This window comes from Wolbachia endosymbiont of Aedes albopictus (genome assembly GCF_024804185.1).
Lineage (GTDB): Bacteria > Pseudomonadota > Alphaproteobacteria > Rickettsiales > Anaplasmataceae > Wolbachia > Wolbachia pipientis_B.
Genome location: NZ_CP101657.1, coordinates 1,067,718 through 1,088,118, shown reverse-complemented (window position 1 = coordinate 1,088,118; position 20,401 = coordinate 1,067,718). Strand labels below are relative to the sequence as shown.

The following is a 20,401-nucleotide window of genomic DNA, read 5'->3' as shown; positions in this document are numbered from 1 at the left end:
ATAAGTTTGCAGATAGATGCTTTTGATTTTGAATTGATTTGGTTTTTACAGTAACACAAATGATTTTATAAAGGTGGTGGTAATTGGGAGTTTTTAGTAGAATGTTATTGAAGCAGAAGCTGGAACAAGATATCCAAAAGTTACTAAGGAGCAAGCCTCAACAATATCCTAACTATGACGATGAGTAATAGAGTTTAGATGTTACTTCCTATCAAATTCTTCTATTTTTTTAAACTTTGTAGTACGTTAAAGAAAAAAACAAGCCCCAGGGGTGACCTTAAAATCGCACTTTAGGCTTTGGATGTACTTTTAGGTCATCTTTTACAACTACTGCTGTAAACCCCATAAAAACCGTAGCAAATGAATCTATGGATTTAACGGCATAAAAGACCACAAGAATGCCAATTATGCTGGATTCAAAGAAGACTCAACAACTGGCTGTTCTATGTCCTCTACTTTCTCGAGCTTGGTGTTGGATATTATACAGTGCAAAACTTACACACAACTATCCCGCCAACTACCGCTATGGCATACATTTTCAATACATAAGCTACGATACTACTATGCCACACCAATACTACCAGCCATCGTCTTTGTTGCATTACTTTTGTTGATGGTTCTTCTTTTTCGTTTACAGTGTTTTCTTTTCCAGATCGATTATCAAAACATGATTTCATTTCAGTAGAAGACAAGGTATTGGCTTTATCTGTACTATCAGCAGTACTTAGAGTTGGTTGTGCGGCAATTTCTGTTAAAATATTGGTGGCACTGTTTTCACATATTCCAGAAGCTTTTCTATTGAAGCAGCGATATCTTTGTCCTCTATAGCTATTGCATTACTGTTTTCGCATGGTTTATGTTCTATAGATTCTTCAAGACTACTTTTATTACTATTTTCACATGCATTAGCCGGTGTCTCGATATTACCTTGAAGCACTTTTTCACTTCTAGCTGTAGTAGTTTTGGCTGTTACAACAGTGGACTGCTGGGTTACTCTCTTATTAACAAGTTCTCCGGAGAATTTTAAGATTTCTTCTACAGCCTCACTATTTTTATGTGCTTCAGCATAGGTGAATGGAGTGTAAGTTGTTTCCTCGCCATTTGAATGTTTTATTGTTATTCTTTTTTTGACAATCTCTTTCAAGATACCCTTTTCCTCAGAGATCTTTAACACTGCTCTAATCATGTTATTGTCTCTACGTGATATAGCATCTGTAAGTATTGTATGAGTTTCTTCCCGACCATCTGAATGTTTTGTGGTCATCTCTTCATTCAGAACTTCCTTTAATAGTTTTTGTTTTTTGGCTTCTCCTAAAAGATCTTTTACAGCTTGATTATTTTTATGACTTATAGCATAATGTAGTAGTGACAATGTCTCCTCTCTACCCTGATATTTGTAAGCTATTTTCGCTAAAAGAATCGTGCTTGCGTTATAGCTGGACTTTTTGAATATTCTATTTCTAAACTTTTCTGCAACACCTCTCCCTTCCTCTATTTTTCTTGCTAGTTTTTGTATATTCTTTCTATCTTTATTTGTTAACTCATATATATCACATACTAATTCACCAGTCAGTTTTGGCATTTTCATAGTTCCTCCTATTATAAGATTTGTTGATTTAGTTGTAGTAGTTGAAATAGCAAACCGGTTAAGTTGCCTAGTTTGGTTCTTTCTTTCAATCGAAGATATTCTACTGTTTTAAATTCCCTGTAAAGATTTAGCTTATCTTTTTCATCTAAACAGCATTAACACGATTTGCCTTTTTTTGGATGTAGGAATTTCCTAGGAATTGTTCTCTTAAACTCTATGGTATTTTGTTTAACATTCAAGCACGGGTCTCTTGCTGTTTAATCTGCACAGATGAAGATAACTGAATACCTTCAGTTTCATGATAAGGGGGCTGGCGAAACTTGTCAAGCAAGTTTTTTCGTTTCTGCGAGCTACCTGGTTTTCCTACTGAAATTTTGAAAAATGTAATCTACTTCTATATTCAAATATATCAAGCAGTAATTCAAAATCAGCCATTGCACCTTTTGCATTATTATACGCGAGATTGAGCAGCTCTCTGTCCTGATATAAATCAGCAAATTTAAATTCCATACATCCTGATTGTTTTGTGCCTAAAATATCCCCACTGCCTCTTAGCATCATATCCCTTTCAGCAATGTAAAATCCATCTTGTGATTCACACATGATCTTTAACTTTGAAGATGAGCTTTTACTTAAATTATCGTATAATAATACACAAAAAGATGGCTTGTTTCCTCGCCCTACTCTGCCTCTTAACTGATGCAATTGCGATAACCCAAATTGCTCTGCATTTTCTATAATCATAATGGTTGCATCTGGCACATCTATACCAACTTCTATCACAGTGGTTGCAACAAGCAGAGAAAATTCATTTCTTTTGAAGGAAAACATAACTTGATCTTTCTGCTCCTGAGTCAATTTTCCATGTATTATACTAACTTTATCAAGAAATGTTTTTTGTAATTCTTGAAAACGCATCTCTGCTGCAGCAATATTGGTCTCTTCGTTTTCTTCTATATATGGACAAATCCAATATGCTTTTTCGCCCCTGTTTATAGCACCTTTTAGCTTTTCAATAACATCTGGCACCCTACTAATGTTCATAGTTACAGTTTTTATTGGCAATCTGGATTTTGGTTTTTCTTTCAACATTGAACATTCAACGTCACCATACATAGCTTGCTGCAAGGTTCTTGGAATGGGAGTTGCAGTAACGAAAAGTATATCGGCATTTTCTCCTTTTCCTACCAAGCGATTTCTCTGCATCACTCCAAATCGCTGTTGCTCGTCTATGACTGCAAGCCCTAAATTTTTAAATATAACGTTAGCTTGAAATAACGCGTGAGTACCAATCACTATATTTAAAACACCACTTGCAAGTTCGTTCATAATAATCTTTCTTTCCTTGCGCGAAGTTTTACCAGTAAGAAGCGCAACTTTTATATCGGTACAGGATAAAACTTCCTCAATCCAATTATAATGTTGCTCCGCCAAGATAGTAGTCGGTGCCATTAGAGCTGCCTGCATGTTGTTTTCTACCACATTTAGCATCGCAAAAAGTGCAACTACGGTTTTGCCACTACCAACATCACCTTGTAGCAAGTTTATCATGCGGTACTTGGATTTTTGCCTCTCTGAGATTTCATCTATTGCACGAATTTGATCGTTTGTTAATTGAAACGATAATTCATTTAAAACTTGCTCTTTATATTTATTCAATACTATAAATTCTCTTCCCCTTTCTTTTACATGATTTTCTCTTGCAAGTTTCAGTGCTAGCTGATACGCAAACAATTCATCATAAGCAAGCCTTTTTCTACAAACCTCGGCTTCCACCAATGAGCTTGGTCTGTGCAACTTTATGATGCTTTCCCTCCAACTTAGCCATTTTTTTTGCTTGATTAATGTATCATCTATCCACTCTGGCAAATCAGGCAATTCTTTCAGGTTAGAGCTTATTATGTTTCCAATGCTCTTATTGGTAATGCCACGGCATAATTGGTAGACTGGCTCTATGCGAGCTATTTCTTTAAATTGGTTGATGTCAAGCGACACGTAATCTGGATGAGTAATCTGCCAATGCTCAGCAAATTTTTCGAGTTTGCCACTGATGATTACATAGGCTCCAATTGGAAATAGTTTATATAAATACTTAACTGAGTAATTAAAAAAGATTATGAATATATACTGACTCTCACTTTCAACGACTATTTTATATGGTCTACCTCTAAAAGTGGGCGACTGATGCTCATAAACTTTTGCAATAAAAGTTATAAATTCTCCAGCTTGAGCGTCGGGAAGTGACTTACTTCTATCTACATAACTAAGTGGCCTATAAAATAGCAGGTCCATCACTTTGTCCCCACCACAAAGTTTAGGCAATATTGCGGAATGGAATTTAGGTATATTCTCCAGCCTGCTATTTAGAAAAATCTGATTGCTCATTGAGATTCATACATGTGTAAAACTGTTATAGAGTCTTCTTAAGATCATGTCACCTTATAGTCAAACTATTTGCTATCATAGAACTTGCGTTTATATAAAATATTTTATTGACTTATTAATCATTTTTATGTACTATTATACTATTAATAATTCATATACAGGGTATTAACAATGAATAGCTTCATACCAGAAGAAAAGGAAAATCCAATAGTTACACTAAAAGCTCAAGCAGAGAAGTTTGGTTTTAGCAGGTTGAAGGCTGGTAAAGATAATGCTGAAGCGAATTCTGGTAACACAGCGTTCTGCGATCTGCGCAGAATGGATTTTGTTATTAATAAGAAAAGCACAAGTAGGGATTTTATTGCTAAGCTATACAAAAAACATGACAATTTGCTGCCAAAAAATGAGGACAACAATAAAGGCTATCGTCCTTTTGCAAAAGAAGTTTTTAAGGAGATGTTTAAATATGCTGAAGCAAAAGTTCCAAGTGATTCTATTCTAGAAGAACTGGTTACCAATTGTAATCAGGCAGGGTATGAAGCTGGTGTATTTATAGAATCTCAACTTGCACTTGGCCAACATTCATTTCTAGTACTCTCCCCTAAAAGAGTAATGAATATTGATTATATTGACCAAAATAATGTAAGTATTAGATCGGATATGAAATTACCAATATTTTTCCAAAGGAGTGATGGTAAAGCCGGTGACAAGGTGTGTGATCTATCCAGCTCAATTGAATTCACACTTGAATCTCAAGATGGGAAAGAGGGTGTAATATATAAAGATGGTAAATTGTCACTTACTGTTCCTAAGAGACTGAAGGACTATAATATAGGTGATAAAAACTTGTTTGATGTTATAAAAGAGTGTTTTCAGAAATTTTGCGAGAGGCTTGGATTTTTTAAAATAAAAATAGAGCATGGCTTGGATAAGCCACCAAAAGTGAACAGCCATCTGGAAAATATGGAACCGCCCATTCATAGCAATGAGCATGGAAATACACCTGGAAACTAACAATTAAAATATTTCAAGCGCTGTTAGCTCATTTGCACAATCAATTACTTCAGAACTTGGGAACTGGTTTTTAAACCAAGTGTACTGGCGTTTTGCGTAGTGTCTTGTGTTTGTTTGAGCAACCTGTATCGCTTCGTCTAAAGTAATCTCACCTTTCAAATACTTTACAATTTCTGGCACTCCATGTGCTTTCATAGCTGGCAAATGTGGAGCTAAGTTCATACTAAGTAGCTTTTTTACTTCATCAATTGCTCCATTTTCGATCATTTTGATAAAACGAGAATTTATTTTTTGGTATACATCCTCACGTTTAGGCAAAATTGTATGTATCTTAAAATTATCGAATAAAGGAGGCTGTCTATTTTCTTGCCATGCAAAGATTGTCTTACCAGTTTCAGTGATAACTTCAAGTGCTCTTGAAAGACGGTGCGAGTCATTAATACAGATTTTATCTTGAACTTTTGAGTCTTTGCTTAATACTAATTTATAGAACTCCTCTTTACTTAAATTTTTCCTGAGCTCACTTACGTTTTTTTTCACTTTCTGACTTATTTGTGGCATTGATGATAAGCCTTTGATTAAACTGCTGATGTAAAGCCCGCTTCCTCCAGTGATGACAGGTATTTGTGAATTTTCCAGCGCGTTATTGATTTCCTTCTTCAAATCCTCTAACCACAGACCCACAGAATAATTTTCTTTTGCTGAAACATAACCATATAGTTTATAAAATACTTCTTGCTTTAGTGGTTGAGCAGTAATTATGGGAATTTCTTCATATACCTGCTTTGAATCACAATTTATTATGCTGATATTATTATATTTTTCTATCAGGTTATCACACAATTCTGATTTACCTGAAGCTGTAATTCCTGTAATGATTACTATATTATTTTTCATTTATATTAATTTAATTAACATATGATAAGGTGTAGTAAAAATTTGGATTCTACAATCTAAAGTTTGGAGGTTTTTATGGCAGAAAACAATGACAATAATTCATTTACTAAGCGTTTTACAAACAGGACTCCTGGCGGTACAGGGGAAGGTTTTTCCAGTAAGTATTCATCTGGAAATACCAAGGAACGTGCACTAGGAGCAAAAGGAAAAATTTCTGAATTGGCAAACAAAAAAACCGAATCCAAGGAAGCTTTTTCTGAAAGTGGCGGCATAAAAAGTAAAAGCAGAACTGTCAATGAAAGATCTTTTGCTGATGCAACAAAAAGAAGTAGGTCAGATCTTATATATTTAGTCCGTGGTAAAGATCGTGGAAAATCAGCGTGGCATTATGTATTAGTTGATAAAGAGAAAAGAGAAATGTTTTTAGCAAAAAGCAGAACTGGCTCTATAGATGTTGCAGACTATGGAGAGATTTTGTATTCAGGATGGGGAGAGGATCCACCACAGGCAATAGTTGATAAAGTCAATGAAGAGTTTGGATTGTAGCAAGTCTGCATAACAAATGGTAAACTGCGTTGCATTACGTTCACAAAAACTAGCAGTTACTATATAAGATACAATTCAACAAAACTGATCTAGTTGTTATGAATAAGTTTTGAGCTATATGGTATCTAAAATAATAAATGCAATACAGAACAACTTGTTAGTGTGTTTTCCAACAGAAACAGTGTATGCTCTTGCTTGTAATGCACTAGATAATGAATCTATAGGAAAAATATATCAGATAAAGAAACGCTCTCAAAATAAGCCACTCTCCATATTTGTTAGTGATATTTACAATTTGATAAAAATAGCAAAGGTGAAGGAAAGATATATTGATTTAATAAACCACTTTTCTCCTGGACCGATTACCTATATTTTACCACTTAAAAACAATAATATATTGCCAAACGCATTCTTTAAAGATAGTATAGGCATCAGAATCCCTGAGCATCCTATTGCAATTTCAATATTAAATAAACTGAAAGTTCCAATAGTGGCAACTAGTATAAATATTTCAGGAGAAAAAAGTGTATGTAAGGCAGACGATATACCACAATCCATTAAGCAACATTTATCTGCAGTGATTGAAGATGATGAATTAGTTTCTGGTATAGAATCTACTATTATTGACTTAACCGAAGATAAGATTAAGGTTTTAAGGGAAGGTGTAGTTTTATTATAAACAGTAACCAATGCATTTTCAAACTAAGATCTATAGGAGAAAGAATGAAAAAAGTAATAGGTCACAACCAGGCCAAAAAAAAATTAATGAATAACTTATCTGTTCAGTCTTGGCTGATCTGTGGTAAAAAAGGTATAGGAAAAGCAACACTTGCAAAATCCTTCTCCAATTGGTTACTCATAAAAAGCTATAATGAAGTAGCATTGGACTTACACATTGTTGAAGGTGATACTATCGGAATAGAAAAAGTCAGAGAGATGAAAAACTTTCTACACTTAAGTCCCATTCAATCAGAACACAAAATAGCTATAATAGATAGCTTAGAGGCAATGACTAATAACGCTAAAAACGCAATATTGAAAATATTAGAAGAGCCGCCAAAAAATTCTAAGATATTTATAATTAGCCATAAGCCATATGATATACAAACTACTATCCGGTGTAGGTGCTTTCAGCTAAATTTACTTCCATTAACTTATGATGAAACAAAGCAAGTTGCTTCATCTCAATGTAAATTTGATGATCAAACGTTTGATGAAATGATCACTTTATTTCCTGGAATGCCAGGAATGATAATAAATGCAATAAGTAGTGATGCTTATGAAGCATACAAATGCTTTTATAAATTTCTTCATGATTTAAAGAATCCCAATATGATTAATAAAGTAATTAATAGCGAAATCGAACTAGAACTAGCATCATATATAATTCAGGCCTTCATTTTAGAAAGCATAAAGAGAGAGGTAAATGGTGTTGAAATTCTGCTAAGTCAGTGGAAAAAAATAGATAAACTTTTCGTTGCCGCAAAGCAACTCCACTTAGATAAAAAGCATGTTTTAGCTAATGTAGTTAATATCATGACATAAGTTTACGAAGTATAATACTTTTAACATAAATTCATGATAAAATTCTGTTAATTTAATACTCGAAGTATATAATTTGACTGATAATAAATTAACTGTATGGCAATCAATAGAAGTTTTGACGAAAGCCATATTGAACATGCAGAAAAAATTAAGCTTAATTAAGAATATAGCTTCAGATCAAGACGTAACCCTAGAAAAAGGAAAGGAGTTGTTAAGTGGTATTTATGAAGCAAATTTTAAGCTAAACAAGACAATCAATATAGCTACTTTGCCAAAAATTGGCTATCATATGCTAAATGATGAACTTGTTGTACGTAATCATATTACGGAAGAGGAAGTAAAGATTCCTAGAGATTTTCATTACCTTAAAGTCGTTAAATCCGATCATGATAATTATAAATTAACGTTTTGTAATTTTTTAGGTAATGAGTTTTTTGAATATAAAAAGTATGATCCACAATATTCTGGCGTTTCAGGTGAATATAAATTTGTGGATTTTGGTAGTGTAAAAAAGACTCATAATCTAAAATTTAAGGAATATGTTGGTCATGCACCTAAGTTTTTTGCTGCGGAAGGGCCTATTGAGCCTGGATCTCAAAACCATGTAATTGATCTATTTAGGCTAGTCAAAGATGGTAAAGGTAGCAAAGTGGGAGCCCTTGCTGATGAATTTGGTTATTTTGATGATCAAAATAAATTACATTATTATAATTATCACAAAAGTGCTGAAAGTAATATTTACAATCCTGAAAATTTCAGTGTAAAAATGATCAATGTAGATGTGAGCAAAATCGATAAATTCTACCTTATTGCGGAACAAGGTGATATAATCATTCATCCTATTTTGGAAAATTTAGACATATTTTAAAGTTTTTTAGAGTATCTAATCTTATTGTTATTATAGTTGGGTTTGGTAGCATTGTGTTATGGAAGATAAATTGCTTGAATCAGTAAAAAACAAAAGTTATTTCAGTAAAGCAGTCGAATGGTACTGCCATAGGTATCTGTTTTGTGTAGCAGAAAGGTCTTGGATGGCATTAATAGTATCGCTTCTCCTAGTATGCTTATGTTTATTAATATTAAACATATACCTGTTATTTCCTGTTAAAAAAGATTTAAATTTTGTGAAGTACATGAACCACACAGAAGATGAGTTCTCTGCAATGCATAAGCTTAGTTTCAGTAAAAAGGAAGATGAATACACTTCCACAGCGAGGTACTTAATAAGTAAATACATTGAAATATACGAGTCCATTAAGATCGTTGAACCGAAGTACCAAGAAAATTTTATAAGAAACAATTCTATACATAAAATCTATCAAGGCTTTCAGGAAAAAACGAACAAAGAAGCTGTTAGTTCACCTTCATCCAAAAGAAAAACTGCCAACATAAATGTAATAACATTATCTATTGATCGATCGACCAAGGACTTAGTTACATTTGCTGGAAATGCTACTGTCGTTTTTACAACCGAGCAAAATAAGGAAGTGAAAGATCATACTGTGGAGATTAGCTTCACTTTGTCGAGTATAAAAGCAACTCTGGCTGGTATAATACCATTTAAATTTATTGTTAATGGTTATAAATACAGATTTTAAAATATTACTTGGTAGCTAAAAAAAATAACTAAAGTGCATGTAGCAGTGATAACTGGAGGTAAAACTAGAAGAATTGGCGTTTTTTTAATAAAATAATTCTGAGAAGGTTTTAAGAAAAAGGCATTGTAAATTATCGGTAAAAAGTACAGAGCGTTAAGTATAGTGCTAACAATTAACACTAGAGTTACAAACACAGAAAGTATTACATTGCCAGAGTTGAAAACAGCTTGAAAAATAAGAAATTTACCCCAAAAAGTCGGAGCAGGCGGCACCCCTATCATAGACAATGCACCTATAGCAAATGCTGTCATGCTAATTGGCATACTGCGTCCTATACCATGAATCTTATCTATATATTTCTCACCTGTTTTCGTTATTATTGCTCCGGCAATGAAAAACAAAGTGATTTTTGCAAATGCGTGGCAAACTAATTGAAAAATTGCAACCCTCATGCTGAGCTCACTAAGAATTGAAGCAAATAATATAATATACGACAATTGAGAGATGGTAGAGTAAGCAAGCAATTTCTTTAATTCTTTTTGCTTTAATGCAATCAATGATGCAGTAATAATAGTAAATCCAGCAGCGTACGGAAGCCACCCTCCAGCAAACCAATTTTGCTGCACAAAACGTTGCATGTTATCGACGCCGAAAGTGTATAATATAACTTTTATGATGATGAAAACTCCGGATTTCACAACAGCAACAGCATGTAATAGTGCACTCACAGGAGTTGGTGCAACCATTGCTTTTGGTAACCAAAAATGCATTGGCATTAATGCAGCTTTTCCTATTCCGTAAATCAGCATAGCAAAACACACTACAATGAAAGTGATGAGTGAAGTATCAAATTTGAATATTCCACCACTTACAAAATCTAAAGTATGAAATTCATTATATAAGAGGCCTATTGCGGGAAAAAATAATACCAAAGAAGAGAAAAATAGCACGCCAAAGTAATAGCGTCCTGCAACTACTGACTCATTTGTTGAGTTGTAGGTAACCAGAGGGTATGTACTAATAGTTAGAAGCTCATAAAAGACAAATGTAGTGAGCAAATCTCCAGAAAAAGCAATAAACATTGCACAGCTAATTGATATTGAAAAAAAGCATAGAAAACTTGAGTGATTGCTATCAGCATAGTTATTCTGCATATAACATATTGCATATATACTGGTCAGCACCCATAAAAACGATATTAATAAACTGAATATTACTCCGATAGACTCTAGCTTTAAACTAATGTGCAAATTATTACCAAAATCCATGAGAATAAATTGAGGATGATCACCATATACCCAATATAAAGTGCACAGACACGTATACGTAAACAGAAATACAGAAGAAGTGACAGTAATACTATTGTTCACTCCGGGCCATTTACCAGTAAAAAAGATAATAAAAGCACTTAAAAGCGGAATCAACGCAGTAATTAATAAATAATTCTCAGTAATTGAGAATGGTAAGGAAAGATACATTAAGATATAGTCCATTAAATTTTCTGTTTAGGTAAAGCTAGAATTATACTCAAATCATAGAAAAACCGCCATGTTTTTTTGGCAAACTAGTTGTTTGTATATGCTATAGCTATATCAACTATGTTTTTTTTAAATTTTTTGAATTTAGTTTTATTACAACTCTTGTTTATAATTTTGTATTTTTATTCAATTAGAAAATGCATTTTTGACAATAAACACCCTAATTTATCATAGAAAAATTTTATATCAAACAACAGTTACTGCTTAGATTTTATGGTTAACGAATATGTGCTTTAAGTGTGTGTGGACGCACATATTCGTTAACTTATTTTCTATGCAGATTTTTTAATTCACATTAACTGCTTCTTTAAGCCTGGCATTAGCAATAACCATAATTTTACGCATTAGAGCTTACCATCTTCTTCTTACCACTTTCAATGAGCTTGGAATAAAAGGCACCAAGTGCAGATTTGGACTTTGCAGCAGCCATTGCAGCCGTAAAAAGCTTAGTACGAACATTGCTTCTACCGCCTGTTATTCTTCGATAACCAATAGCTTTTCCACTTTCTTTTGGATGCGGTGCAACTCCAGCAAGACTTGCTACTTCTTTTCTGTTTAAGTAGCCAAGCTCCGGCATCAGACACACAAAATCTTGTGATAACTTTGGACCTATTCCTGGCACTGTTCTCAGAATTTTTTGGCGCTTCTGTAACTCTAGATTTTTATCAATGATTTTTTGTATGGCATTATTGAGCTTATTTATCTGACTGTTAAAAAAGTCAATGGTTTTTTGGCAACTTTTTTTTGTGTAGTCATTTTCAGGTGCTTCCAACCTACATTTCTCTTGGGCTCTCATTTGTGTAAGGTCATCACGACGTTGACAAAGTGCAATCAAAGTTGATTGTTCTTTAGAAGTAGGGAGAAAGAGTTCTATGGCGCATACTGAGCAAGAGCCATTGCATCTGATTTATCAGACTTTGCTAAAGTTCCGTGAGACAAGATAAAGCTTTTTACTTTACGGGTATTAGCTCGATGTACAGCGATATTCTTGTCAATAAGAAAATGCGATAAACCAAGCTCATATTTTCCTGTATTTTCTAAAGTTACTAAAGAATTAGGTAAGATACCTGAAAACTTTTTAAACAATTGTTGCCAACCAGAAGCATTATTATCAAATTCGACAACACTCTTCTGTGTGTGAACCGCAACAACATTTTTAAATTTTCCGATGTCAATACCAATAAAGTTTTGATAAGATGTAACCATATTAACAACCTCGATAGTTTATTGATTTAAGATTGTAAACGGGTGCATACATATGTCCCATGCAACTATTCAAACGTATCGAGGGATAGGGCTAGTGTACCTTGATATAGACGGTTGTTATAACACCAACGCCGCGCACACGCCCGTGATAGCTCTATTCCTATAGTGAGTAGAGTTATCTTCCCTCTTGTTTCTTTTATAACATATTTTTAACTTACAACCGCCGCGGTGCTAACAAGAGATCCCGCTAACAAGCAGCGGGATGACGAAGTTATCGTCATTCCACCGCATACCGCCGCGGCGCTAACAAGTGGCAACTGTTCTCCCTCGTCATACCCTTACTTTTACCCACAATTTTGAGAGGTCATTATGTGAAGCATAACTATGCTCTCCTTAAGGTTTTCATAGCCCCGCCATAGAGTCATAGACCCTGGTAAATTATCACTTTTTCTATTCATAAATCCACCCAGTTTTCCTAACCAAATAATAGCTTGTTTTATGTTTGGAGGTTCTTCGGGTAATGTTGCTACCCAATACTCACGCATGTAAAGGACCTTCCACTCTTCGTTGCTTAAAATTTTAGTACAAATTTCCATGGGATTTGATAAAGCCACTTTTGTCAAATATAAAATTTTAAACGCGATTATACTTTTTATAGCAATTAACTTCTGTAATCTTTCTTTTGTAGCTAAGCGAGAGCTTTCTATCTTACATCCTGATTTTAAAATCCTAAAATACTCTTCAATTTTCCATCTTAGCTTATACCAATTTATCTTTTCTATGGCATCTAAAGTATGGTACATTAGTTAGTAGAGTCCAGTCGACAGCTTCCAATCCATCAGGAGCTTTTGCACTTACCACATATACAGGGACTTATTTTATGTATTGTATCTTTTGACCCATAAATGGAAGAAGATCTGATAGGCTTTCATATACTTAACTTCAATATTAGCTTTCCTTGATCTCTGGTTTCCACCTTTAGTAACTTCTAGAGAAATTTTCTTTTTTACTGGCAGTTGAGTGATGCGTGTTTGCAAATCTGTTTTTCCGACTTCAGTACAGATAAATCTTCTATTAGCTCGATTGCGGATTACATAAAAACTACCTAACGTCTCAGCCACCCATAAAAATTTGAAGATGTCTGCTTCCCTATCACCAAGGGTAACAAGTTGTACATTTGGAGGAAGGTTGTTTATAGTTTCTTTGAGAGCTGTTATCCACTTATAACTTTCTTTTTCTTCTATGGAGGTACGGTATTTTCTGTTTGCTTTTTCTTGTGCCGTTTCTTCTTCCCTAATAGAACGCGCCCAACATTGTTGGGAAGATAGACCTAAAGGTAATCCTTCTTTGCTGACTATTAAGGCACTATGCAACAGTAAACCCATTTTATGCTTTGTATAAGCTTTAGAAATACTCCCTAGTCTCTTGGTCTTTATATGAGAGTCAAAATCCAAATAACTTGTATCTTGAACTGAAAAGACCAACTGGTTTCCTTTTATTCTTTCCTTAGTTTCTTTACAATGGGAAGAATAAATTTCCTTATCTTCAAGCTTTTCATTGCTAAATAATCTATATGCACCCTTAGCTTCTTTCCATCCACTACAGCTTTGATTAATTGAACCAGATGCCTTACCCTCTATGCAATAACTTGTTTTTATAAGTCTTTTTTTAAGCCTTATATCTCCCAAATTAATGTGTTTTAACTCTCTTTCCAGCCATTTATCCCCTAAGCCATCTGTATATTGCACGCTTGTACTTGTTTCTATCATTTTGATCCTAAATTATTTAGCTTACTCACTTTTTACATTTGTGGGTAAAAGTAAGAGCTATAGGGCCTGGTTCTAAGTCATTTTTGCGAGCTAAAAACCCTCCTAACTTGGCCACCCACCTCACAATTTCTCTTATAGGTGGTGGAGTCTCAGGATAGTTTTTTGTCTTAAGCATTTTGGTATATAAAACCTTCCATTCGTCATCAGTCAGTATGACAGTGCAAGAAAGATTCGGATTTGTTCTAGCTACCAATGTGATAAAAAATATTCTCCATGCAATTATACTCATAATTGTAAGAAAGCGGATCAATCTATCTGCTGTTTGGAGCCTACATTCTTCAACTTTAAGACCGGATTTCAAAATTTTATGAAAAACCTCTATTCTCCATCTTAAGCAATACCATTGTATTTTTTCTACTGCTTCTTCAAAATTATTGATGTTTATATTTGTCAATAAAACCCAATTCACAGGCTCTTCGCCAAATGGGGGATATTTTTCTATAACATAGACAGCATTTAAATTTAAATTAGGAAGTTTTTGGGTTTTACGTCTAGCGTTGTTTTTTGACGCATTCATCACAAAGTTACTAAACTTTACTTCTAAAACTGTTGTTCTTTGAGGTTTGTTATCCCGAGCAGACTTGAATTTCTCCTTGACAAGACATGCGATTCATCAAATCCCACAACCTTTCACCACCTTTTTCAGAATAAGTCGACTTCTTGTTTACTGTTCTGTTTTGATTTCCTCTTACTACAAAAAGAGATTGATTAGTGGAAGCAACTTCAAATAAATCATAAATATCTGCTTCTCTATCACAAACGGTAACTACCTTAACATCCTTTAATCCAGGATGTTTAGTAGAGTCTTTAAGTGATGCTATCCACCGTATGCTTTCTTTCTCTTCTATGGGAAGAGCAGTGTTATGGCTTCTTCTTTTCAACTCCTTTAGATCTTCAGCTAAGGAAGGTCTAGTACTAATTTTTTGATCCAATAATCCTATAGGTAGTCCTTCTGTTGTAACTGCAAAGGATAATCCAGCATTAAATAGAAATTATCGGAGGCATAATGAAAAATTTTCTTCTACTTGTAGCTTTAATTCTCTCCTTTGCATTTGATGCAGGTGCTCCTCCTGTTCCCAACAAAAGTACTACTTTTGTTGATACAAATGATACAACATCATCGGTGATATGCAAGATAATAGGCTATACTCACGGCATAGGTGGCCCAATGATCACAATAGTGATAATTGGTGCAGCGTTGCTTGCAATATTCGGCAGAATGCCATGGCCAGCGCTTTTTGCACTCGGTGCATTTACTGCTGTGTTTTTTGGCGCTCCTGTAGTCGTTTCAAAAATAACACCAGGAGGTGTGATTTGTAAAGACGGTGCAGTAGCGAATAATCCATAGAAATTATAGGAGGCGTAAACGTAGTTTTCTTTACTTGAAAGTGGTAAGTTTTACCACTTTCAGTGTCTATAACTACCTAATAAATTCTCTTTCTGTAATCATATCAGTTAAAGTCTGGATTCCAGCGTCACGCGCTAGAATGACAAGGCTTATCGTCATGCCGCCGCGGCGCTAACAAGAGATCCCGCTGCGGGATGACGATTGTCATCCCAGCGTCTCTATGATGTCATCCCAGTGCCCAGACACTGGGATCCAGGAAACTTAACTTTAAATAAGTGGCTGCATAATAAAGACTAGATTCCAGCGTCACGCGCTGGAATGACACCCTACTTAACCGTCATACCGCGATTCATTCGCGGTATCTCATCCGCTAACACGCAGCGGGATACTTGACCTTTACAGGGATGACGGTTGTCGTTTAGCTATAAATGTTTAAGAAATTTACCAAACGAAAAAAAAGGCAAAAGAAGCCCCGTGGTGCGAGTTTTGACTCTATATTACTGTAAGTGGCGCTGTAATAATGTGCTAACGCTTAGTTTAAGCGCGATTTGGCTGAATGTAGAAAAAATAAAAAAGACATGCAGCCGCTATAATTTTATGTAATCCGCCAATAAATACCCTGAGTTTTTTACTGAATTTTGTCATTGAGCCTGCAGGTCAAAAACAAGTTTTGAGTCATAAATACCATTACTATCATAATAAGGGGACTGGCGGAGTTTGTCAAGCAAGTTTTTTCGTTTAATCCATTTCTATGAGCTACTTGGATAACGAGGAAAGAGCACTTACATATTTATGGCAACCTCATTACCTCCTCTCAAACAGTTTTTCAATATCACTCAATTTCATTTCTATATAAGTTGGTCTTCCGTGGTTACATTGCCCGGAATATGGTGTTTTTTCCATTTGTCTCAGCAGCTCATTCATCTCCTCCAACTTCATTTCCCTGCCTGCTCTAATTGATCCATGACAAGCGATAGTAGCTAATATCTTATTCACTTTGTCTTCTACTGGCAATGTATCTTCTATTTCCGTTAATCTATCAATTATGTTAATTAGCATCTCTTTCACATCTATTGCTCCCAAAATTGCAGGGATTTCTTTTACTATCACTTTATTCTCTGATTTGATTTCAATATCAAAACCCATTTCAAATAACTTATCTTTATAAGTTTCAATCATCTCCATTCCGGCTTGATTTTTGATTTCAACCATTTCAGGAAGAAGCAGTTTTTGTTTTTTTATACTTGATTTTCGTTTTAAGCATTCATATACTAATCTTTCGTGGGCTGCATGTTGGTCGACTATAATCAATTTGTCTCTTACCTCGGCAATAATATAAGTATTATAGATCTGACAGCGTGCAAACCCGAGCGGGTGGCTCTCTATCAAATCAACTTGTTCTAATACCTTTTTTTCTAGAACCATAATTTCCGCTTGTGATGGGGATTTTTGTATGCCGGTAAACGATTTTGACTGTTCTGATAAGCCTTTTGCTCTTTCATTTGGAGAAGTAAATTCTTTTATTAGTTGATTTTCAAAAGGACTTGGCCTTCTTTCATTTTGAACATTAGACTTATCAAAAGAATCTGATAATGAACCTTTCAAAAGACCCTCTATCGTATTAGTAGTACTAGCTGGAAAGGTGCCTATCCTTCTTGACAATGCTTTGATTAATCCTCTTGTCACTATCTCATATATGAGCTTCTTATTCTGAAACCTTACTTCTGACTTATTTGGATGCACATTTACATCTACTTGATCGTATGGTACTTCTAAGTGCAGCACTGCAAAAGGATATCTATCGCTTGAAATAAAGTCGTGATACGCATATCGAATTGCACCAATAAGTAGATTATCCTTGATTGGCCTCCCATTAACAAATGTATAGATCTGAGTTGACTTACCACGATTGACGGTCGGCTTACAGATGTGTCCCGTAAGTTTAATGCCCTCTTCTTCTTCATTAACTTCCAGCGCATTACCCTGAAATTCCTCTTCTATTTCACATAATCTGCTAAATAACGAAGTTTGCTTAGCGTATTTTAAGAGCTTTTTATTACCTGAATTGAAAGTAAACCCTATTCTATAATTTATCATTGCTAAGTTGTTTACGATATCAACAATGCTTTGAGTTTCTGCTCTTTCGGTTTTCAGAAATTTTAGCCTATTTGGAGTGGCAAAAAATAAATCTCTCACTTCAATATGTGTACCTTGCAATAAAGAACAAGGCATAAGCTCCCCTATTTTTTCTCCGCCCTCATACCTTATAGACCACGCTTCACTTGCTCCTTTTGCCTTAGATGATAATTTTATTCTGCTTACTGCTGCAATCGAAGGTAAAGCTTCTCCCCTAAAACCAAGATGTTTGATTTCTATCAACTCACTATCACTTAATTTTGAGGTGGCATGACGCATAAATGCGAGTTCTAAATCGTTTTTTTCTACTCCGTTACCATTATCTGTCACAATAATAAGGTTACGCCCACCACTTTCTATTTTGATCTCTATTTCTAAACTTCCAGCATCTATTGCATTTTCCACTAATTCCTTTACTACACTTGCAGGCCTTTCTATCACCTCCCCCGCTGCTATACGGTTTATGGTTTTTGTGTCTAGAAGGATTATTGCCATAGATTTATTATGAAACTGGTTTTTCTTTTACTTCTTTGGTCTGTCTCTCTCTCCACTTTTTTAACCTACCTGCAATTTCACTGTTGGAAATTGACAATATAGATACGGCGGTAATGGCAGCATTATATGCTCCATTTTCTCCTATAGACATGGTTGCAACTGGAACACCCTTTGGCATTTGAACTATAGAGAGTAGACTGTCCAGTCCATTTAATTGTTTACTATGCACAGGAACGCCGATAACTGGTAAACAAGTTAATGACGCAACCATACCAGGTAAATGAGCTGCACCTCCTGCACCAGCTATAATAACCTTAAAACCTTCTTCTTGTGCAGATTTAGCAAAATTGAAGAGCCTTTCTGGTGTTCTATGTGCAGATATTATGAATATGTCATGTGAAACTTCTAATGCTTTTAGCATATCGACGGTATGGACCATAGTGGTGTAATCTGACTCACTTCCCATAATAACGGCAACATCTTTTTTTATTTTTGTCATATTCAACACAATTTTACTTACTAACTAAATAGTGTTCCAGCTAAAAAGCAACAAATATTTAAGTTATATTATAAATATAATATATAGAATTCTCGTTAAAATAGAAATTTTAAAAATTTAAATAAATATCTATGTTAAGATATAGAGATATAAACTTCTTATGTAAGATAAATTTATAAAATAATTATTTTTGTATTTCAAGCTTTGTAATTTTAGCTTGTTCTTTCTGTAAATGATTTTTTCAGATGGGCTGATAGTAAAATGGTAATTTAAAATTACTAGAAATTTGATTGAAATATTAATATACAATCAACTTAAAGTTTTAAATTTGATATCATATAATTATTGACAAGTTATATGATATTAATATCTTGGTATATTAAATATTATGTTATAATGTTTAATAAAGTTAATTGATATGTGAGTGTAAGAATTATGGAAGTAATATCGTTAAATAACTTAGACAGTGCAGAAGTAAAAACAAAGTTGCTTTATATAATAAATAAAATTATAGAAAAAAATGCTTGGACTCAGGCTTTTGCAGCTGAGAAACTTGGTATTGATCAGCCAAAGGTATCACAAATTAAAAATGGTAAAATAGATGGTTTTTCTTTAGAGCGATTGTTAGGATTTCTAAAAAAGTTTGATCATGAAATAACAATCACAATGACAGAAAGCCAAGAAATAAAATCTGAGGCAGAAAAAGTAAAACATGAAATTGAATCGCAATAGATACAAAGTTGACAACTTGTTTTTTGTGATATAGTATAAAACTTATTAAGGTAGTATCTTATGGCTGAGTCTATTGTAGAAAAGTGTACAGAACAGGTAAGTAACCGTTTCAAATTGGTTCTATTGGTAAGTCAAAGAACACATGATTTAAATACAGGAGCAAGTAATCCAGTTCAAACAGTTCAGTTTAAAGACCATAAAAACACCATAGTTTCCTTACATGAAATAGCAGAAAAACAGGTGGATACTCATGAGCTATTTAACCTTTTGGTAGGTAGGTGCAAGGAGTACATGAAAGGAAATATGAATAATGTTTACAGCAGTAATACAAGTAAGCTAGCGAATTTATTAAATTTTTCTGATGGTCAATTTAACACAGATCTTGATGCAAGTCAAGAAAGCCAAGATTATGAAGTGGATGGTGAAATAGATGATGAAATAAATGATCAAGATGGCGATGAAGAAGTATCCGTTTAGAAATCTACTGAAGTTACATAGTCTTTAAATGCTTCACATTGCTATCTATACATTGTTGTTCTGTATGAGTGTAATGTTGTGCCGCATAGTGTCTAAGTCAAGTGATGTGTACAATAAGGTTTTAGCGTTCAATAATTTCTCAACGCAAGTAGTTGTACTCATAACAGCAATATCAATCATTCTGAATAATTTTTTTTTAATTGATATAGCATTGTTGTATGCTGGCGTTAGCTTTATATCAACTATAGCACTAATGAGATTAATGTTGTTTTAATAATTTATGATAGGATCCGTTCTTATATTTTTAGGCATTTGTTCAGTAATCATTTCAAGTGTGGGAGTAATTAGATTTCCTGATTTCTATACTAGGTTACATGCAGCAGGTATTACAGATTCTAGCGGTGCAACGCTATTGTTAATTGGTTTTGCTTTGCAGAATGGATTTTCAATCAATACTGTTAAAATAATATTATTAATTCTTATAATATGGGTAGCTAGCTCAACTAATGGTTATATTTTAGCGCGCACTTATTATAAAGTTAAGAAAAAAACTGTTAAAGAAGGTTAA

Annotated in this window: 21 protein-coding genes and 2 pseudogenes; 12 read left to right on the top strand and 11 right to left on the bottom strand. The window is 34.1% G+C overall.

Annotated elements, in window-relative coordinates; genetic code table 11:
• Positions 1-479 precede the first annotated feature (479 nt).
• The 3 genes from NHG98_RS05715 to recG form a co-directional block, all read right to left on the bottom strand.
• Positions 480-692 carry a hypothetical protein gene (locus tag NHG98_RS05715; RefSeq protein ID WP_259245378.1) on the bottom strand — a complete coding sequence of 71 codons (213 nt, stop codon included), beginning with the start codon at positions 690-692 and terminating at the stop codon, positions 480-482.
• 59 nt (positions 693-751) lie between these two features.
• Positions 752-1,588, bottom strand: coding sequence for a WD_0033/WD_0034 family tandem repeat-containing protein (locus tag NHG98_RS05710; protein WP_096616610.1), 837 nt, complete (start codon positions 1,586-1,588; stop codon positions 752-754).
• 363 nt (positions 1,589-1,951) lie between these two features.
• Positions 1,952-3,973 carry an ATP-dependent DNA helicase RecG gene (recG, locus tag NHG98_RS05705; RefSeq protein ID WP_259245377.1) on the bottom strand — a complete coding sequence of 674 codons (2,022 nt, stop codon included), beginning with the start codon at positions 3,971-3,973 and terminating at the stop codon, positions 1,952-1,954.
• A gap of 171 nt (positions 3,974-4,144) precedes the next feature.
• Here recG and NHG98_RS05700 point away from each other — a divergent pair, with 171 nt between their 5' ends.
• Positions 4,145-4,987: a hypothetical protein gene (locus NHG98_RS05700; protein ID WP_096616612.1), complete on the top strand. Its 843-nt coding sequence runs from the start codon at positions 4,145-4,147 to the stop codon at positions 4,985-4,987.
• A gap of 3 nt (positions 4,988-4,990) precedes the next feature.
• Here the strand turns inward: NHG98_RS05700 and miaA are convergent, their stop codons facing one another.
• Positions 4,991-5,884, bottom strand: a complete 894-nt coding sequence (miaA, locus tag NHG98_RS05695; protein ID WP_096616614.1) for a tRNA (adenosine(37)-N6)-dimethylallyltransferase MiaA — start codon at positions 5,882-5,884, stop codon at positions 4,991-4,993.
• 75 nt (positions 5,885-5,959) lie between these two features.
• On the opposite strand from miaA, the gene NHG98_RS05690 reads away from it, so the two are divergent.
• The 5 genes from NHG98_RS05690 to NHG98_RS05670 all read left to right on the top strand — a co-directional run bounded on the left by NHG98_RS05690 (position 5,960) and on the right by NHG98_RS05670 (position 9,573).
• The gene (locus NHG98_RS05690) at positions 5,960-6,430 is read left to right on the top strand and encodes a hypothetical protein (protein ID WP_096616617.1); all 471 of its coding nucleotides are present in this window, start codon (positions 5,960-5,962) and stop codon (positions 6,428-6,430) included.
• Positions 6,431-6,548: 118 nt separating this feature from the next.
• Positions 6,549-7,109: an L-threonylcarbamoyladenylate synthase gene (locus NHG98_RS05685; RefSeq protein WP_096616620.1), complete on the top strand. Its 561-nt coding sequence runs from the start codon at positions 6,549-6,551 to the stop codon at positions 7,107-7,109.
• Between the two features lie 44 nt (positions 7,110-7,153).
• Positions 7,154-7,975: an AAA family ATPase gene (locus NHG98_RS05680; protein WP_096616622.1), complete on the top strand. Its 822-nt coding sequence runs from the start codon at positions 7,154-7,156 to the stop codon at positions 7,973-7,975.
• A 73-nt stretch (positions 7,976-8,048) separates the two neighbouring features.
• Complete coding sequence (locus NHG98_RS05675; RefSeq protein ID WP_096616624.1) at positions 8,049-8,843, top strand: hypothetical protein; 795 nt, start codon at positions 8,049-8,051, stop codon at positions 8,841-8,843.
• 58 nt (positions 8,844-8,901) lie between these two features.
• Positions 8,902-9,573: a VirB8/TrbF family protein gene (locus tag NHG98_RS05670; protein ID WP_096616626.1), complete on the top strand. Its 672-nt coding sequence runs from the start codon at positions 8,902-8,904 to the stop codon at positions 9,571-9,573.
• Here NHG98_RS05670 and NHG98_RS05665 read toward each other — a convergent pair.
• The 5 genes and pseudogenes from NHG98_RS05665 to NHG98_RS05645 form a co-directional block, all read right to left on the bottom strand.
• Entirely contained in the window at positions 9,570-11,066 is a 1,497-nt protein-coding gene (locus NHG98_RS05665) for a proton-conducting transporter transmembrane domain-containing protein (protein WP_096616628.1), read from the bottom strand. The genes NHG98_RS05670 and NHG98_RS05665 overlap by 4 nt on opposite strands.
• Before the next feature lie 330 nt (positions 11,067-11,396).
• A pseudogene (locus NHG98_RS05660) lies at positions 11,397-12,317 on the bottom strand (IS110 family RNA-guided transposase).
• Between the two features lie 344 nt (positions 12,318-12,661).
• Positions 12,662-13,120, bottom strand: coding sequence for a transposase (locus tag NHG98_RS05655; protein ID WP_096617925.1), 459 nt, complete (start codon positions 13,118-13,120; stop codon positions 12,662-12,664).
• Between the two features lie 75 nt (positions 13,121-13,195).
• Positions 13,196-14,086, bottom strand: coding sequence for an IS4 family transposase (locus NHG98_RS05650; protein WP_096617923.1), 891 nt, complete (start codon positions 14,084-14,086; stop codon positions 13,196-13,198).
• Positions 14,087-14,111: 25 nt separating this feature from the next.
• Positions 14,112-15,117 (bottom strand): annotated as a pseudogene (locus NHG98_RS05645) (IS4 family transposase); the annotation flags it as partial.
• Between the two features lie 35 nt (positions 15,118-15,152).
• Here NHG98_RS05645 and NHG98_RS05640 point away from each other — a divergent pair.
• Positions 15,153-15,494 carry a TrbC/VirB2 family protein gene (locus NHG98_RS05640; protein ID WP_259245376.1) on the top strand — a complete coding sequence of 114 codons (342 nt, stop codon included), beginning with the start codon at positions 15,153-15,155 and terminating at the stop codon, positions 15,492-15,494.
• A 201-nt stretch (positions 15,495-15,695) separates the two neighbouring features.
• Complete coding sequence (locus NHG98_RS05635) at positions 15,696-15,791, top strand: WPE palindromic element domain-containing protein (RefSeq protein ID WP_259245375.1); 96 nt, start codon at positions 15,696-15,698, stop codon at positions 15,789-15,791.
• Between the two features lie 507 nt (positions 15,792-16,298).
• Here the strand turns inward: NHG98_RS05635 and mutL are convergent.
• Complete coding sequence (gene mutL, locus NHG98_RS05630; protein ID WP_096617032.1) at positions 16,299-18,125, bottom strand: DNA mismatch repair endonuclease MutL; 1,827 nt, start codon at positions 18,123-18,125, stop codon at positions 16,299-16,301.
• Between the two features lie 7 nt (positions 18,126-18,132).
• The gene (gene purE, locus NHG98_RS05625) at positions 18,133-18,624 is read right to left on the bottom strand and encodes a 5-(carboxyamino)imidazole ribonucleotide mutase (RefSeq protein WP_253307285.1); all 492 of its coding nucleotides are present in this window, start codon (positions 18,622-18,624) and stop codon (positions 18,133-18,135) included.
• A gap of 435 nt (positions 18,625-19,059) precedes the next feature.
• Here purE and NHG98_RS05620 point away from each other — a divergent pair, with 435 nt between their 5' ends.
• Genes NHG98_RS05620 through mnhG form a run of 4 tightly spaced genes read left to right on the top strand, consistent with a single transcriptional unit; the run spans position 19,060 to position 20,401 of the window.
• Positions 19,060-19,356: a helix-turn-helix domain-containing protein gene (locus NHG98_RS05620; protein WP_096617036.1), complete on the top strand. Its 297-nt coding sequence runs from the start codon at positions 19,060-19,062 to the stop codon at positions 19,354-19,356.
• A 60-nt stretch (positions 19,357-19,416) separates the two neighbouring features.
• On the top strand, positions 19,417-19,833 hold the full coding sequence (rpoZ, locus tag NHG98_RS05615; RefSeq protein WP_096617038.1) for a DNA-directed RNA polymerase subunit omega: 417 nt from the start codon (positions 19,417-19,419) through the stop codon (positions 19,831-19,833).
• A gap of 28 nt (positions 19,834-19,861) precedes the next feature.
• Positions 19,862-20,107, top strand: a complete 246-nt coding sequence (locus NHG98_RS05610) for a monovalent cation/H+ antiporter complex subunit F (protein WP_096617040.1) — start codon at positions 19,862-19,864, stop codon at positions 20,105-20,107.
• A gap of 6 nt (positions 20,108-20,113) precedes the next feature.
• Entirely contained in the window at positions 20,114-20,401 is a 288-nt protein-coding gene (gene mnhG, locus NHG98_RS05605) for a monovalent cation/H(+) antiporter subunit G (protein ID WP_096617042.1), read from the top strand.

Coding starts and splice junctions, on each gene's coding strand:
- recG (WP_259245377.1), bottom strand. CDS start 3,973: ATGAGCAATCAGATTTTTCTAAATAGCAGGCTGGAGAATATACCTAAA.
- NHG98_RS05650 (WP_096617923.1), bottom strand. CDS start 14,086: ATGATAGAAACAAGTACAAGCGTGCAATATACAGATGGCTTAGGGGAT.
- NHG98_RS05700 (WP_096616612.1), top strand. CDS start 4,145: ATGAATAGCTTCATACCAGAAGAAAAGGAAAATCCAATAGTTACACTA.
- NHG98_RS05690 (WP_096616617.1), top strand. CDS start 5,960: ATGGCAGAAAACAATGACAATAATTCATTTACTAAGCGTTTTACAAAC.
- miaA (WP_096616614.1), bottom strand. CDS start 5,884: ATGAAAAATAATATAGTAATCATTACAGGAATTACAGCTTCAGGTAAA.
- NHG98_RS05665 (WP_096616628.1), bottom strand. CDS start 11,066: ATGGACTATATCTTAATGTATCTTTCCTTACCATTCTCAATTACTGAG.
- NHG98_RS05685 (WP_096616620.1), top strand. CDS start 6,549: ATGGTATCTAAAATAATAAATGCAATACAGAACAACTTGTTAGTGTGT.
- NHG98_RS05680 (WP_096616622.1), top strand. CDS start 7,154: ATGAAAAAAGTAATAGGTCACAACCAGGCCAAAAAAAAATTAATGAAT.
- NHG98_RS05640 (WP_259245376.1), top strand. CDS start 15,153: ATGAAAAATTTTCTTCTACTTGTAGCTTTAATTCTCTCCTTTGCATTT.
- NHG98_RS05610 (WP_096617040.1), top strand. CDS start 19,862: ATGCTTCACATTGCTATCTATACATTGTTGTTCTGTATGAGTGTAATG.
- NHG98_RS05670 (WP_096616626.1), top strand. CDS start 8,902: ATGGAAGATAAATTGCTTGAATCAGTAAAAAACAAAAGTTATTTCAGT.
- NHG98_RS05710 (WP_096616610.1), bottom strand. CDS start 1,588: ATGAAAATGCCAAAACTGACTGGTGAATTAGTATGTGATATATATGAG.
- rpoZ (WP_096617038.1), top strand. CDS start 19,417: ATGGCTGAGTCTATTGTAGAAAAGTGTACAGAACAGGTAAGTAACCGT.
- NHG98_RS05655 (WP_096617925.1), bottom strand. CDS start 13,120: ATGTACCATACTTTAGATGCCATAGAAAAGATAAATTGGTATAAGCTA.
- mutL (WP_096617032.1), bottom strand. CDS start 18,125: ATGGCAATAATCCTTCTAGACACAAAAACCATAAACCGTATAGCAGCG.
- mnhG (WP_096617042.1), top strand. CDS start 20,114: ATGATAGGATCCGTTCTTATATTTTTAGGCATTTGTTCAGTAATCATT.
- NHG98_RS05620 (WP_096617036.1), top strand. CDS start 19,060: ATGGAAGTAATATCGTTAAATAACTTAGACAGTGCAGAAGTAAAAACA.
- purE (WP_253307285.1), bottom strand. CDS start 18,624: ATGACAAAAATAAAAAAAGATGTTGCCGTTATTATGGGAAGTGAGTCA.